The organism is Promicromonospora sp. NPDC090134 (genome assembly GCF_044746965.1).
In the GTDB taxonomy this organism is placed as follows: Bacteria; Actinomycetota; Actinomycetes; order Actinomycetales; family Cellulomonadaceae; genus Promicromonospora.
The window spans coordinates 153,015-166,335 of record NZ_JBIVCZ010000009.1; the positions used below are offsets into that span (position 1 = coordinate 153,015).

13 protein-coding genes are annotated in these 13,321 nt (G+C 73.4%); 3 read left to right on the forward strand and 10 right to left on the reverse strand.

Features of this window, described 5'->3' with window-relative positions; genetic code table 11:
- Nucleotides 1–29 precede the first annotated feature (29 nt).
- On the reverse strand, nucleotides 30–1,457 hold the full coding sequence (locus ACIPN7_RS22715; RefSeq protein ID WP_400547629.1) for an alpha-hydroxy-acid oxidizing protein: 1,428 nt from the start codon (nucleotides 1,455–1,457) through the stop codon (nucleotides 30–32).
- A 95-nt stretch (nucleotides 1,458–1,552) separates the two neighbouring features.
- Nucleotides 1,553–2,545 carry an SDR family NAD(P)-dependent oxidoreductase gene (locus ACIPN7_RS22720; RefSeq protein WP_400547632.1) on the reverse strand — a complete coding sequence of 331 codons (993 nt, stop codon included), beginning with the start codon at nucleotides 2,543–2,545 and terminating at the stop codon, nucleotides 1,553–1,555.
- 117 nt (nucleotides 2,546–2,662) lie between these two features.
- Between ACIPN7_RS22720 and ACIPN7_RS22725 the strand changes: the two genes are divergently transcribed.
- From ACIPN7_RS22725 to ACIPN7_RS22735, 3 genes are all read left to right on the forward strand, one after another.
- Complete coding sequence (locus ACIPN7_RS22725; protein WP_400547635.1) at nucleotides 2,663–3,202, forward strand: TetR/AcrR family transcriptional regulator; 540 nt, start codon at nucleotides 2,663–2,665, stop codon at nucleotides 3,200–3,202.
- A 48-nt stretch (nucleotides 3,203–3,250) separates the two neighbouring features.
- A complete protein-coding gene (locus ACIPN7_RS22730) occupies nucleotides 3,251–4,222 on the forward strand; it encodes an alpha/beta hydrolase (protein ID WP_400547638.1) in 972 nt (323 codons plus the stop codon).
- A gap of 66 nt (nucleotides 4,223–4,288) precedes the next feature.
- Entirely contained in the window at nucleotides 4,289–5,062 is a 774-nt protein-coding gene (locus ACIPN7_RS22735) for a glycerophosphodiester phosphodiesterase (RefSeq protein ID WP_400547641.1), read from the forward strand.
- Between the two features lie 38 nt (nucleotides 5,063–5,100).
- On the opposite strand, the gene ACIPN7_RS22740 is transcribed toward ACIPN7_RS22735, so the two are convergent.
- From ACIPN7_RS22740 to ruvX, 8 genes are all read right to left on the reverse strand, one after another.
- Nucleotides 5,101–6,012 carry a hypothetical protein gene (locus tag ACIPN7_RS22740; protein WP_400547643.1) on the reverse strand — a complete coding sequence of 304 codons (912 nt, stop codon included), beginning with the start codon at nucleotides 6,010–6,012 and terminating at the stop codon, nucleotides 5,101–5,103.
- 157 nt (nucleotides 6,013–6,169) lie between these two features.
- Nucleotides 6,170–7,327 carry a 3-dehydroquinate synthase gene (aroB, locus tag ACIPN7_RS22745; RefSeq protein WP_285104640.1) on the reverse strand — a complete coding sequence of 386 codons (1,158 nt, stop codon included), beginning with the start codon at nucleotides 7,325–7,327 and terminating at the stop codon, nucleotides 6,170–6,172.
- Entirely contained in the window at nucleotides 7,324–7,893 is a 570-nt protein-coding gene (locus tag ACIPN7_RS22750) for a shikimate kinase (RefSeq protein ID WP_400548080.1), read from the reverse strand. The genes aroB and ACIPN7_RS22750 overlap by 4 nt, the downstream gene beginning before the upstream one ends.
- 35 nt (nucleotides 7,894–7,928) lie before the next feature.
- Nucleotides 7,929–9,158, reverse strand: a complete 1,230-nt coding sequence (gene aroC, locus ACIPN7_RS22755; protein ID WP_400547647.1) for a chorismate synthase — start codon at nucleotides 9,156–9,158, stop codon at nucleotides 7,929–7,931.
- Nucleotides 9,159–9,269: 111 nt separating this feature from the next.
- Nucleotides 9,270–10,208 carry a shikimate dehydrogenase gene (locus ACIPN7_RS22760; protein WP_400547650.1) on the reverse strand — a complete coding sequence of 313 codons (939 nt, stop codon included), beginning with the start codon at nucleotides 10,206–10,208 and terminating at the stop codon, nucleotides 9,270–9,272.
- Complete coding sequence (gene mltG / locus ACIPN7_RS22765; RefSeq protein ID WP_400547653.1) at nucleotides 10,208–11,233, reverse strand: endolytic transglycosylase MltG; 1,026 nt, start codon at nucleotides 11,231–11,233, stop codon at nucleotides 10,208–10,210. The genes ACIPN7_RS22760 and mltG (ACIPN7_RS22765) overlap by 1 nt, the downstream gene beginning before the upstream one ends.
- Nucleotides 11,234–11,537: 304 nt before the next feature.
- Entirely contained in the window at nucleotides 11,538–12,677 is a 1,140-nt protein-coding gene (gene mltG, locus ACIPN7_RS22770; RefSeq protein WP_400547656.1) for an endolytic transglycosylase MltG, read from the reverse strand.
- A 54-nt stretch (nucleotides 12,678–12,731) separates the two neighbouring features.
- Nucleotides 12,732–13,319, reverse strand: a complete 588-nt coding sequence (gene ruvX / locus ACIPN7_RS22775; RefSeq protein WP_400547659.1) for a Holliday junction resolvase RuvX — start codon at nucleotides 13,317–13,319, stop codon at nucleotides 12,732–12,734.
- Nucleotides 13,320–13,321 lie beyond the last annotated feature (2 nt).

Genomic DNA, 13,321 nt, shown 5'->3' on the forward strand with positions numbered 1-13,321 from the left:
AGGTCAGGCCCGCAGGTCAGGCCCGCTGGTCAGAGCGCCAGGTTGTGCCGGCCGATCTGGTCCGTCCCGGAGACACCCGCGAGCGCCATCGTGAGGTCGAGCTCGGCCAGCACGTGCTCGGCGACGGCGCGGACGCCGTCGGCCCCGGCGAGCGCGAGGCCGTAGACCCAGGGGCGGCCCAGGAGGACGGCGTCCGCGCCCAGGGCGAGGGCGGTGAAGGCGTCGGCCCCGGTACGGACGCCGGAGTCGAAGAGCACGGGGACAGGGCCGGGCACGACGGCGTCCGCACGAGCGCCCGTTCCAGAACCGGACGCCCCGGACCACTTGCGGACGGCGTCCACCACGGGCCCGAGGGCGTCGATCGAGGCGATCGCGTTGTCGATCTGCCGGCCGCCGTGGTTGGACACGACGATGCCGTCGGCGCCGTGGTCGAGGGCGGCGCGGGCGTCGTCGGGGTGCTGGATGCCCTTGACGAGGATCGGGAGGGTGGTGCGCTCGCGCAGCCAGGCGAGGTCGGCCCAGGTGAGGGTCGAGCGGGAGAAGACCTCCAGGAAGGTCTCCACGGCGGCGCGGGCGTGGGGCTGGGTGAGGTTGCGCAGGGTGGGGCCCGGGTGGTGGCGTGCCATGGACAGCAGCGAGCGGACGGCGGCGGCGGTGGGGCGGTCGGACGACGTCGCGTCGTCCGCGTCCGCCCCGGGACCGGCAGCGCCGGACGGCGCAGCACCGGACGCCGACGCAGCCCCCTCGACCCGCGCCTCGACGAGACCGCGGAACACGGGGTCGCTCAGGTACTGGGCGATGCCCTCGGCGCGAGCGAACGGGAGGTAGCCCAGGTCGAGGTCCGCGGTGCGCCAGCCGAGCACGTGGGTGTCGAGGGTGACGACGATCGCCTCGCAGCCGCCGGCCTCGGCGCGGGAGACGAAGGACTCGACCAGGGCGTCGTCGGACGACCAGTAGAGCTGGAACCAGCGCGGGCTGTCGCCGAGGGCGGCGGCCGTGTCCTCCATGGGGGTGGACGCCTGGGACGAGATGACGACGGGCAGGCCGAGGTCGCGCGCCGCGCGGGCCAGGGCGGGCTCGGCGTTGCGCGGTGCGGCGGCCCGGCTGCCGCGCTGGTGCTGCACGGCGAGCTCCAGCGCCCCGACCGGCGCGAACAGCACGGGGGCGGGCAGCTCGCGGCCGAGCAGGGTCGTGGACAGCGACCGCTCGCCGACGTCGACCATCTGGCGCGGCACGATGCGGTACCTGCCGAACGCCTCCCGGTTGGCCGCCACGGTGCGCTGCGCGCCGGCGCCGCCGGCCACGTAGGACCAGCCGGTGCGGGTCATGCGGCGGCGGGCGGCGGCGGCGAGCGCGTCGGGATCGGTGGGCACCGTGGGCCGGCGGCCGTAGACCCCGTTGCGGTAGATCGCCGACTGCACCGTCCGGCCGATATTGATCCCGCCATGAGTAGGCATGTCGGACATCTTGCCATCTCGTTATCGGCGAGGTACGGGCTGGACGGCGATCTGCGAGGTGAGGGTCGCCGGGGTCGCGATCCGGCCGGGCCGAGTCAGCGGGACGTCGTCCGACCCGCGGGAATCCGCAGCGCCGTCCCCGCGAGCTCCTCGACCTGCTCCCACACGCGCGCCGCGAGGTCACCCTCGGGCGACGCCGTCCGGGCGGTCGGGTCCACGCGCACCGGGAGCCCCTTCAGCCGGCCGACGGGCGCGTAGTAGTCACCGTTGCGCGCCAGCGGGTCGGTCAGGGCACGCACCGCCGACCAGGCGGCGGTGTCCTTGCCCTGGGCCCAGGGCGTGTAGGGGTTGCGCTGATACGGCGTGGTCGAGTCGCGGATGCCGGCACGGTGCGGCGTCCGGGCGTCGACCCCGACCCCCGGCCGGGTGACCAGCGAGACGATCGGCGTCCCCGCGGCCTCCAGCCGGCGCGCCAGCTCGAATGCGAGCACCTCGGTCACCGTCTTCGCCTTCGTGTAGGCGGTGAGGGCGACGCGCGGTACCCGGCGGACGTCGTCGACCGCCGTCGGGAACTGCGTGACGAACCCCGTGGAGGTGTGCACCACCCGTGGCGACGTGCCGGTGCGCTCGCCCGTGGCCGCGAGCGCCGGGAGCACGCCCGCCAGGAGCGCGACCCCCGCGACCACGTGTGTGCCGAGCATCAGGGGCAGCCCGTCGGTGGTCGTCGCGTCACGCCTCAGGGCCGCGGACCCGCCGTTGAGCAGCAGCCCGTCCACGCGCGGCAGGGCGGAGATCCGCCCGGCGGCGTCGGACACGGAGGCCAGGGACGCGAGGTCCACGACCACCGTGTCGAGGCGCGCGCCGGGCACCTCCCGCTCGATCGAGGCGACGGCGGTGGCGAGCTTGCCCGCGGAGCGGGAGGCGAGCACGACGTGCGCGCCGGCCGCGGCGAGCTGCTCGGCCGCGAAGTAGCCGATGCCGGCGGTGGCGCCCGTCACGACGTGCGTGCGGCCGGTCTGGTCGGGGAGGTGGGCGGGATCCCAGGTCGGGTCGCCGGTCGGGTTGTTGGTCGGGTTGTTGACGGTCATGACGGTCCTCGTCTCTCTCAGGACGGCCACCCCGAGGAGGCGCATCCGGATGATGTATCCGCTTGAGCGTAGCACCAAAAACGGATCTTCCATCCGCTTCTGCGGTAGGCTCACCCCATGCCCGCTCTCCGGTCCGACGCCGCCCGCAGCCGCGCACGCATCCTCGAGGTCGCCCGCCGCCACGATCCCGGCGCGCTCCGGCTCAACGACCTGGCGCGCGAGGCCGGCGTGGGGGTCGGTACCGTCTACCGGCACTTCCCCACCACGCACGCGCTCGTGGAGGCCATGACCCTCGACACGCTGGAACGGCTGCGCGTGCTCGTCCGCGAGGCCGTCGCGGAGCCCGACCCCACCACGGCGATCAGGACCCTCCTGCACGCCGCGCTGGACCTCCAGCTCGAGGAGGGCGGCCTGCAGCCCGTGCTCCTGTCCGCCGAGGACGAGGACGACGAGGTGCACGCCGCCAAGCAGGAGATCGGCACGGGGTTCGAGCAGATCCTGGTCCGGGCCCGAGCCGCCGGCGCCGTCCGGCCGGACCTGTCCACGCAGCAGGTGGAGCACCTGGTGTGCGGGATGGAGCACGCGGTGCGGCTGGGCGCGACGTCGGACCGTGGGCCGTACCTGGAGATCCTGCTGGCGGGGCTGCGACCTGCCTGAGGGCAGGGCGACCTGCGGCAGGGGCCGTCCTCGACATACGATCCCCAGGTGCCTGGTTCCCCGGAAGACGCGCTCGACTGGCGCACCGACCACCTGCTCGGCGAGCCGTTCCAGGAGGCCCCGCTCGGCCCGGCGACCCTGGTGCGCTACCCGTACCCGGCCGACCGGGCGGCGCCCCGGGCCGCCGTGATCCACGTGCACGGCTACAACGACTACTTCTTCCAGGAGCACCTGGCCCGTACCTTCACCGCGGCCGGCTACGCGTTCTACGCCGTCGACCTCCGGGCCGCCGGACGCTCCCTGCAACCCGACCAGATCCCGCACTTCGTGCTCGACCTGCGCGAGCAGGCGAGCGACATCGCGGCGGCCGCCCGGGCGGTGCGCGGCCTGGAGCCGGGGCTGCCGCTCGTGGTGCACGCCCACTCGACCGGTGGGCTCACGGCCTCCCTGTGGGCGCACGCGCACCGCAACGCCGCGGGGGCCGACGCCGGACCCGACGTGCTGGTCCTGAACTCACCGTTCCTCGACCTGCGCGCGCCGCACTGGCAGCGCACCGTCGGCACCCGCGTGCTCGACACGGTGGGGCGGCTCGCGAGCACCGCGATCATCAGCGACGGCCCCTCCCGGTACGCCGAGCACCTCCTCGCCGCCAACGGCGGACGCTGGGAGTTCGACACGACTCTCAAGCGTCCCGAGGGCGTACCCGGGCGCGTGGGATGGTTCGTCGCGATCCGGCGCGGGCAGGCGCGCGTCGCCGCCGGGCTGGAGATCGCCTGCCCCGTGCTGCTCGCCCGGTCCGACTCGTCCGGCCCGGACTCGCTCGACAACCCGCTGCTCGACGCCCAGGACACCGTGCTCGACGTCCGGCAGATGGCCGCGCTCGCGCCCGGCCTGGGGCTGGACGTCACCGAGCTGGTCGTGCCGGGCGGCGTGCACGACCTGTCGCTGTCGGCCCGCGAACCGCGCGAGGCCTACCTCGACGGCATGTTGAAATGGACCGACAGCAGCATCGATGCTTGAGGATCGGTGCCTGAGATCCAGTTCGTGAGATTCGATTCGTGAGGTTCGATTCGTGAGGGACAGCCAGTGACCTACTTCGAGGGGCCCTTCCAGGCCCTCGCCCACCGCGGGTTCGCGCACGCGTCAGCCGGCACCGAGGGGCTGGAGAACTCCCTGGCGGCGTTCGGCGCCGCCGTCGACCTCGGCTACCGGTACGTGGAGACGGACGCGCACGGGACGGTGGACGGCGTCGCCGTCGCGCTGCACGACGAGTCGCTCGACCGCACCACGGACGGCACAGGTCTGGTCGCCGAGCTGCCGTGGTCCGAGGTGAGCGAGGCCCGCATCGGCGGCGTGGAGCCCGTACCGCTGCTGGAGGACCTGCTGGGCGGGTGGCCCGACCTGCGCGTGAACATCGACGTCAAGCACTCCTCCAGCGTCGGGCCGGTCGCCCGGGCGATCGAGCGGACCTCCGCGTGGGACCGCGTGTGCGTCACCTCCTTCGAGGTGGCCCGACGGCGGGCGACGCTCACCAAGCTGTCCCGCCCGGTCGCGACGTCGGCCGGACGCAGGGAGATCGCGAGCTTCCTGACCGGGGTCCGCGTCCACGTGCCGGCCCTGTCCCGGCGGGCCCTGCGCGACGTCGACGCGCTGCAGGTCCCGGTGCACGAGGGCTCGATCACGGTCGTGGACCCGACGTCGATCGCCGCCGCGCACAGCCTGGGCAAGAAGGTGCACGTCTGGACCATCGACGACCCGGACGAGATGCGGCAGCTCATCGACGACGGCGTGGACGGCCTGATCACCGACCGCGCCGACCTGCTCAAGGACGTGCTGATCGAGCGGGGGCTCTGGGACTAGCGCGGGCCGGGAGCAGCGCGGGCCGTCCGGCCCAGCCGTCAGGAACCGCCGCCCGAGTCGCCGCCACCGCCTCCGGAGTCGCCCCCGGACCAGCCGCCCGAGTCGCCGCCGCCGAACCAGCCGCCGCCGTCACCGCCGCCCCCGGTGTGGCTGGCGCCGCCGCCGTCCGAGCCCGTCCAGGTCGCGTCGCCACCCCAGGAGCTGCCGCCCGTCCAGCCGTCGCCGCCCGACCACGTGGAGTCCGCCGTCGCGGAAGCCGACGGCTCAGGGACGCCGGGTCCGTCGCCAGCCCCGTCGTCGCCCCGGTCCCGGTCCTCGTGCGACCCGGTCCCACCGACGAGTGCCGGGACCATCAGGCCCGCGCCTCCGTCCGACGTGTCGGACGAGGTCGCGGCCGACCGGTTGGTGCCTGCCCGGGGCCCAGGCTTCGGGCGCGCCCCGAGACGGCTGGTGAAGGCCCACAGCGTCCGGCCGTCGGCCAGCAGCAGGCGCGCCGGGCCCACGGCGTCGTCACCGGCGAAGAACTCGACCGTCACCCGACCCGGACCCATGATGTCGACCGGTGCGTCCTGGGGGAACAGCAGGTGCAGGTACTGCTGGTGCCCGCGGTGCTCAACCACCACCGTCCGCATCGGCCGGCCGGACACCTCACGCTGTTCGGCCACCGCCTCGCCGCGCAGGGTCAGGGACATCGCGCCGCGCGCGGCCCGGGACCAGGCGCCGCGGTTACGTGCCCAGCGCTGGACCCCCTTGGCGAAGATCGACAGCACGATCAGGGCCGCGATCCCGGCGACCACGAGAAACGGCGTCGACGTGCCGAAGCCGTCGCCGGACGAGAACGGGCTGGCGAAGAGGACCAGGAAGACCAGGAACACCAGCGGGAAGACCATCCGGAACGTGCCGTGCGCTCCGGCTTTGCGGGCGGCCCGGAAACCAGGATCGAAACTCATGGTCTGAGGCTAATGTCCGATTCGCACCACAAGCTGGATATCGAAGCACTTTCGAGGCCCGGGTTTCTCCGCTTTCAGTCCCGTCAAAGCGGAGAAACCCAGGTCTCGAAGAAGAGTGCGGACCCCGGGCACCGGCCCGTGCCGGCTGCCGTCGGCGTCAGCCCAGCGTCAGCGTGACCGGGGTGCCCGGGCCCTTCGTCGGCGGCTCCTTGGCCACCTCGGCGTAGGCGGCGGCCAGCAGCGTCGGGTCGGGGCCCTCCAGCCGCACGGGCTTGGCGACGTCGTCCAGCACCACGAACCGCAGCAGGTCGCCGCGCGCCTTCTTGTCGCGGCGCATCGCGGCGAGCAGCTGGTCCCAGCGGTCGCCCCGGTAGTGCACCGGCAGCCCCAGGGAGTCCAGGAGCGAGCGGTGCCGGTCGGCGACGTCGTCGGGCAGCTTGCCGGCCATCCGGGCGAGCTCTGCGGCGAAGATCATGCCCACGCTCACTGCGGCGCCGTGACGCCACTGGTAGCGCTCGACGAGCTCGATCGCGTGACCCAGCGTGTGCCCGTAGTTGAGGATCTCGCGCAGGCCGGCCTCCTTGAGGTCCTCGCCCACCACCTCGGCCTTGACCCGCACGGAACGCTCCACGAGCTCGGCGATCACGGCCCAGGTCTCGTCCGTGGCGTCGGCGCCGGCCCAGTTCCGCAGCTCGTCGACGTGCGCCTCGACCAGGTCGAGGATCACCGGGTCCGCGATGAAGCCGGTCTTGACCACCTCGGCCATGCCCGCGACGAGGTCCCACTTGTCCAGCGAGCCGAGCGCCGCGAGGTCGCACAGCACGCCGGCCGGCGGGTGGAACGCGCCCACGAGGTTCTTGCCCTCGGCCGTGTTGATGCCCGTCTTGCCGCCCACGGCGGCGTCGACCATCGCGAGCAGCGTGGTCGGCACGTGCACCACGCGGATGCCGCGCAGCCAGGTCGCGGCCACGAAGCCGGCGAGGTCGGTGGTCGCTCCCCCGCCGACGCCGACGATCGCGTCCGAGCGCGTGAAGTCGAGCTGCCCGAGCAGACCCCAAAGGAACGCGGCCACCTGCGGCGTCTTGGCCGACTCGGCGTCCGGCACCTCCGCCACGAACGCCTCGTAGCCCGCCGCCTTGAGGTCCTCTGCGATCGCGTCCGCCGTCGCCGACAGTGCGGCCGGGTGGATCACCATCACCTTGGCGGCCTTGCCCACCAGCCCCGGCAGCTCACCCAGGAGGTGGCGGCCGATGACGACGTCGTAGGGAGCGTCTCCCCGGACCGTGATCCGGGTGGGGGCGCTGTCGGTGCTCACGTGACGTTCTCCTCGCTCTTGTTCTCCTCGGCCCGCTTCGGGTCCATCAGCTCCGGCACACGCAGCTCCAGGCCGAGGGCCTCGACGATCTCCGCCGCGACCTGTTCGCCGGGCCGGTCGCTCGACACGATCGTCAGCGTCGCCAGGCGCTCGTACGTGGGACGCCGCTCGGTCATCAGCTTCTGCCACTGCGCCCGCGGGTTGCCCAGCAGCAGCGGCCGGGCCTGGTTCATGCCGACCCGCTGGGCCGCGATCGCCAGGGGCACGTCGAGGAAGACGACGTGCCCGCCGTCGGCCGCGTACCGGGTCAGGGCCGCCTGCGTGGCCAGGCTCATGACGGCGCCGCCGCCGAGCGACAGCACGCCGTCGTGCTCCGCGAGCGCGGCGAGCACCGCCGCGGACTCCAGCTCGCGGAAGTGGGGCTCGCCGTCGTCCACGAAGATCTCGCTGACGGGCTTGCCGGCGCTCTCCTCGATATCCGCGTCGGTGTCGCGGATCGTGACGCCCAGGCCGGCGGCGAGCGTGCGGCCCACCTTCGACTTGCCGGAGCCGGGCGGTCCGATCATGACGGCGACCGGGCGGGTCGCGTCGGCGGAGCGCGTCACTGCAGCAGCTCCGGGATGGCGGCCACGTACGACTCGAGGTTGCGCCGTACCTCGGCCACGGAGTCGCCGCCGAACTTCTCGACGGCCGCCTCGGCCAGGGTGAGGGCCACCATCGCCTCGGCGACGACGGCGGCGGGCGGCACCGCGCAGACGTCGGACCGCTGGTGGTGGGCCGTGACGGGCTCGCCCGTGGCGGTGTCCACGGTCGGCAGCGCCCGCGGGACGGTCGAGATGGGCTTCATCGCGGCGCGCACGCGCACGATCTCGCCGTTCGACATGCCGCCCTCGATGCCGCCGGCACGGTTGGTGGTGCGCTCGATGCCGGGGCGGCCGTCGGGAGCGGTGCCGCGGACGATCTCGTCGTGCGCGGCGCTGCCGCGACGGCGCGCGGTGCGGAAGCCGTCGCCGACCTCGACGCCCTTGATCGCCTGGATGCCCATGAGGGCCGCGGCCAGCCGCGCGTCGAGCCGGCGGTCGCCCTGCACGTAGGTGCCCAGGCCCGAGGGCACGCCGTAGGCGAGCACCTCGACCACGCCGCCCAGCGTGTCGCCGTCCTTCTTGGCGAGGTCGATCTCCTCGACCATGAGCTTCGAGGAGGCCGCGTCGAAGCAACGGACCGGGTCGGCGTCGAGCGCCGCGACGTCGCCGGGGGTCGGCAGCGCCGCGTCGTCGGGCGCCTCGGCCTCGCCGATGGCGACCACGTGGGAGACGAGGCGGATGCCGAGCGCCTGCTCGAGGAACTTGGCGGCGGCCACGCCGAGCGCCACCCGCGCCGCGGTCTCGCGCGCGGAGGCGCGCTCCAGCACGGGCCGCGCGTCCTCGAAGCCGTACTTGCGCATGCCGATGAGGTCGGCGTGCCCGGGACGCGGGCGGGTCAGCGGCCGGTTGCGGGCCACCTCGCGCTCGTCGCCGGTGCCGGCGTCGACCAGGAGCGCCTCGGCGGGCACCGGGTCGGCCGACATGACGTCGGTCCACTTGGGCCACTCCGTGTTGGCGATCTCGATCGCGAGCGGCCCGCCCTGCGTGAGGCCGTGGCGCAGCCCGCCGAGCACCCGCACCTGGTCCTGCTCGAACTTCATCCGGGCGCCGCGGCCGTAGCCGAGGCGGCGGCGCGCCAGGGCGCCCTGGATGTCCGACGTCGTCAGCTCCACCCCGGCGGGCAGACCCTCCATCATGCCCACGAGTGCGGGACCGTGCGATTCACCCGATGTCAACCAACGCAGCATGGTCGGATTGTTTCACGCGCGTGACGCGGTCGGCGCACCGGTCCGGTGGGCGACACACCGACAGTCACGACGATTCGGCCTCGGCGTGTCGCGCGGGGTGAACATGCGAGGTCAGGCCGGGACGGCCAGGGCCGCGCGGAGGGCCTCGTCCATCGCCGCGAGCGGCGCCACCTGACCCGTCATCAGGCGCACCTGCTCGGCGGCCTGGTGCAGCAGCATGCGCTCGCCGCCCACGGCGCGGGCGCCGAGCGCCGTCCACGCGGACTGCAGGGCGGTGGGCCGGGGGTCGTAGACGACGTCGAGCAGGACGCCGCGGGGCGCGTCGGCACCGGCGACCGCAGCCCCGAGCGCGCCGTCGGTCAGCAGCTTCGCCCAGGTGTCGGCGGCGTACTTCGGCGTCGTGGAGACGACGGCGTCCGCGGCCACCAGGGCCGACGTCGTCGCCTTGTCGTCGAACACCTCGAACGAGGGGCTCACGCCCATCCGGGCCACGGCCGCACGCAGCGGGCCGATGCGGTCCAGGGAGCGCACGAAGACCCGCGCCGACGCGCAGCCCAGCTCGGCGAGGGCTGCCAGGGCCGACGCCGCGGTCGCTCCCCCGCCCAGGACCACCGCCTCGGCGACGGGACGCGGACCCACGCCAAGCCCCTCGCGCAGCGCCGCGACGATGCCGTGCACGTCGGTGTTGGTACCGGTGGTGGTGACCGCACCGCCGACCGCCGTGAACAGCACCGTGTTCACGGCGCCGACCGCCGCGGCGAGCGGCTCGACGTGGTCGAGCAGCGGGAAGACCGCCTGCTTGAGCGGCATGGTCAGGCTGAGCCCGGCCCAGGCCCCCGCCGGGTCCCGGGCGACGTCCTCCAGGAAACCCGCGAGGGTGTCCTCGGTGACGTCGTGCACGCCGTAGGCCCAGCCGGCCAGGCCCAGGGCCCGGTAGGCGGCGGTGTGCAGCACCGGGGACAGGGAGTGCGCGACGGGATGTCCCAGGACCGCGGCACGGCGCGTCCCGACGGCTCCGGGAACAGGATCAGCGGCGGCGGAGGTGATCATCAGTAGCCATTCTCCGCTGCCCAGGCCTGGTACTCCTCCCGGAAGACCAGGAACTCGTCGTAGCTGTCAGTGAACTTGGTCTCCTGTGTGTCCAAGTTGACCGTCACGTACCACCGCCAGGCGCCGGCCGGCGGGTTCATGACCGCCTCCAGCGAGGCGTTGCTGGGGGCGCCGATCGCCGTCGGCGGCAGCCCTGCGACCACGCGCGAGGCGTACGGGAACGACTTGTCCTGGAACTCCTCGGACGTGATCAGGTGCGACGGCTTCTTGCGCCCGTAGGAGTCGATGGCGTCCAGGCCGAGCGGCTCGTTCGCCGCGAGCCGGTTCTCGATCACCCGGGCCACCTGGCCGCGGTACTCGTCCGGCGCCTCGCGCTCGACCAGCGACGCCTTGATGATCAGGTCGTTGCGCTGGTCCGCAGGCACCTTGAGCGCCTCGAGCTGCTGGACGGTCAGGGCGACCATCTGCTTCAGCACGTCCGCCGCGCTCACCGTGTCGGGCTTCGCGTCGTAGGTGCTGGCCGCGAGCCAGCCCTCCAGCTCACCCCCGGCCTCCGTGGGCAGGCCGAGCGCAGCCGGGTCCGCGAGGGCCGCGTCCACGTCCGCCTCGGGCCAGCCCTGCTCGACCATCGTGTCCTTGATCTGCGCCACGGTGTGGCCCTCGACGACGGTCAGCCCGCCGCGGTCGACCTTGTTCTCCGCGAGCAGCGCCACCGCCGAATCCGCGCTCATCTGCAGCTTCATCTGGTGCGTGCCCGGCTGGATGCCCCCGGCGTCCGGGTTGGCGTTGAACGCCCGGACGAACGCCTCGGCGCTCGCGACGACGTCCTTCGCCTCGAGCTCCGCGCCGATCGTGTAGCCGTTGGCGGCCTCGGGGATGTCGACGGCGACCGGCTCGCCGCCGGTGCCCTCGTAGTCGGCGGCGGCGAACGGCGTCTCGATCCCGAAAAGGTAGCCGTCGTTCTTCACCGTCCACGCGCCCAGGCCGCCCACGACGACCAGCGCGGCGACGACGGCGATCAGCACCGGGCGCAGCGGGCCACGCCCGCCGCTGCCCCGCCTCCCGCTCCGGTGCGTGCCGTCGCGGTCCCCCCGGCGACCGCGCGAGCCGCTGGCGTGCCTTGGTGGCCCCTGATAATTCACTCCCGGAAGGGCCTGGGTCACGCGCTCGCTCCATCCTCTACGGTGCGCGGATCACTGGACGAACCACGCTGGTCACCAACCGGGAACACGACACTGCAACCGCACGTCACGATCGCATCACGGGTCGGGTGCCGCGAACGCTACCCCGATCCGTACATTCCCGGCCAACTCCGGGGATTCATCACCCTCAGCCGTTGGCCGCCTGCCAGTCGCGGAGCTCCTGCTGGTAGGCGAGGTGCTGCTCGTAGGTCTCCGAGAACTTGGTCTCGCCCGTGTCGAGGTTGACCGTGATCCAGTACTTCCAGTCGCCCGGCGTGGGGTGGAGCACGGCGTCGATCGCCGTCTCCCCCGGGCTCGCGATCGGCCCCGGCGGCAGCCCCGTGTGCTCGTACGTGTTGTACGGGTTCTTCCCGTTGCCCAGGTCCTCCTTGGTCAGCTCGGTGCCGGGCTTGCCCGCCCCGTAGGCGACCGCGGCGTCGATCTGGAGGATCATGCCGTCCTCGAGCCGGTTCTCGATCGCACGGGCGATCTTCGGCTTGTCCTCCGCGTGCAGGCCCTCGCGCTCCACCAGCGAGGCCTTGGTCAGGACGTCCTCCCAGTCGCCGCCCGGGATGTCCTTCTTCCGCAGGGCCTGCTCGGTGCGGTCGACCATCTGCGTCAGCAGCCCGACGGCGGTGTCCTTGTCGGGCTTGAGCGCGTAGGTACCGGCGTAGAGCCAGCCCTCGGTGTCGCCGCCGGCCTGCTTGGGCAGGCCGAACGTGGCGGGCTTCTTGAGCGCGGCCTCGAAGTCCTCGGCGGGCAGGCCGGTGACCTGGACCGCGCGCTCGACGATCTGGTCCACCGTGTAGCCCTCGGGGATGGTGAGCTGCAGGTCCACCATCTCGTTCTTCACGAGCAGGGCGACGGCGTCCCGCGCGGGCATCTCCTCGAGCATGGCGTGCGTGCCGGGGCGGATCGACACCGAGTCCGGGTTCGCCTCGAAGGCCGTGGTGAACGCCGACACGCTGGCGACCACACCGGCCTTGTACAGCTCCTGGCCCATGACCGTGCCGGTCGCGCCCTCGGGGATCTCGACGTCGACCTGATCGCCGCCGGGACCCGGGAAGTCCTTGGACTCCAGCGGGTTCGTCAGGCCCATCAGGGAGTCGAGGTTGCTCCAGATCGCGTAGCCCGACCCGCCGACCAGCACGAGGGCGACGAGCAGCACGATCAGCGCACGGCCACGCTTGTTGCGCCGACGCCGTCGCTGCGCCCTCCGGCCTGATCTCGGCGCGGGGAACGAGGGATCTGCCTGGGAGCGCGGGGGCGCCGTGAAGAGGTCCGTCACCGGAGACTCACTGTCCTTCGTCGGGGGGTGTCCTTGGGGGGGGTGGCGCTGAGCTCATTCGTGCGTGTCGTGCACGGTCCGCACCTCGACGAGCTCGCCGGCGCGCTCCCCCTTCGCCCGCTCCGCGTCAAGTGCAGATTGCAGAATGATAACGGCTGCGGCCTGATCGATCACGGACCTGTGCTTCTTGGATTTTCTGCCGGCCGCGTGGAGCGCCTGGTGCGCCGACACGGTCGTCATCCGCTCGTCCACGAGACGCACCTCGGCGCGCTCGCCGACCGCGGCCAGAGCGACGGTCAACCGGGCCGCGAACCGGCGGGCGTCGGCGGTGGCCGCGCCCTCCTTGCCGGACAGGTGCCGCGGCAGCCCCACGTAGACGACGGCGGCGAACCGCTCGACCGCCTCGTCCACGATCCGCGTGACGTCGGCCGTGGTGCCGTCGGCGCTCGGCGCCCCCTGCTTCGGTGAACCCTGCTTCGGTGAACCCTGCTTCGCGCCCGCCAGCACCCGCGGCACGGTCTCCACGGGGGTGGCGACCAGTCCGTCGGGGTCGCTCGCCGCCAGCCCGATCCGGGCCATGCCGACGTCGACCCCGAGCCGGGCCCCCCGCGGGAGGCCCGGCTCGGTCCCGGTGTCCGTCACGA

Coding starts and splice junctions, on each gene's coding strand:
- ACIPN7_RS22715 (WP_400547629.1), bottom strand. CDS start 1,457: ATGCCTACTCATGGCGGGATCAATATCGGCCGGACGGTGCAGTCGGCG.
- ACIPN7_RS22720 (WP_400547632.1), bottom strand. CDS start 2,545: ATGACCGTCAACAACCCGACCAACAACCCGACCGGCGACCCGACCTGG.
- ACIPN7_RS22725 (WP_400547635.1), top strand. CDS start 2,663: ATGCCCGCTCTCCGGTCCGACGCCGCCCGCAGCCGCGCACGCATCCTC.
- ACIPN7_RS22740 (WP_400547643.1), bottom strand. CDS start 6,012: ATGAGTTTCGATCCTGGTTTCCGGGCCGCCCGCAAAGCCGGAGCGCAC.
- ACIPN7_RS22750 (WP_400548080.1), bottom strand. CDS start 7,893: ATGATCGGACCGCCCGGCTCCGGCAAGTCGAAGGTGGGCCGCACGCTC.
- aroC (WP_400547647.1), bottom strand. CDS start 9,158: ATGCTGCGTTGGTTGACATCGGGTGAATCGCACGGTCCCGCACTCGTG.
- ACIPN7_RS22760 (WP_400547650.1), bottom strand. CDS start 10,208: ATGATCACCTCCGCCGCCGCTGATCCTGTTCCCGGAGCCGTCGGGACG.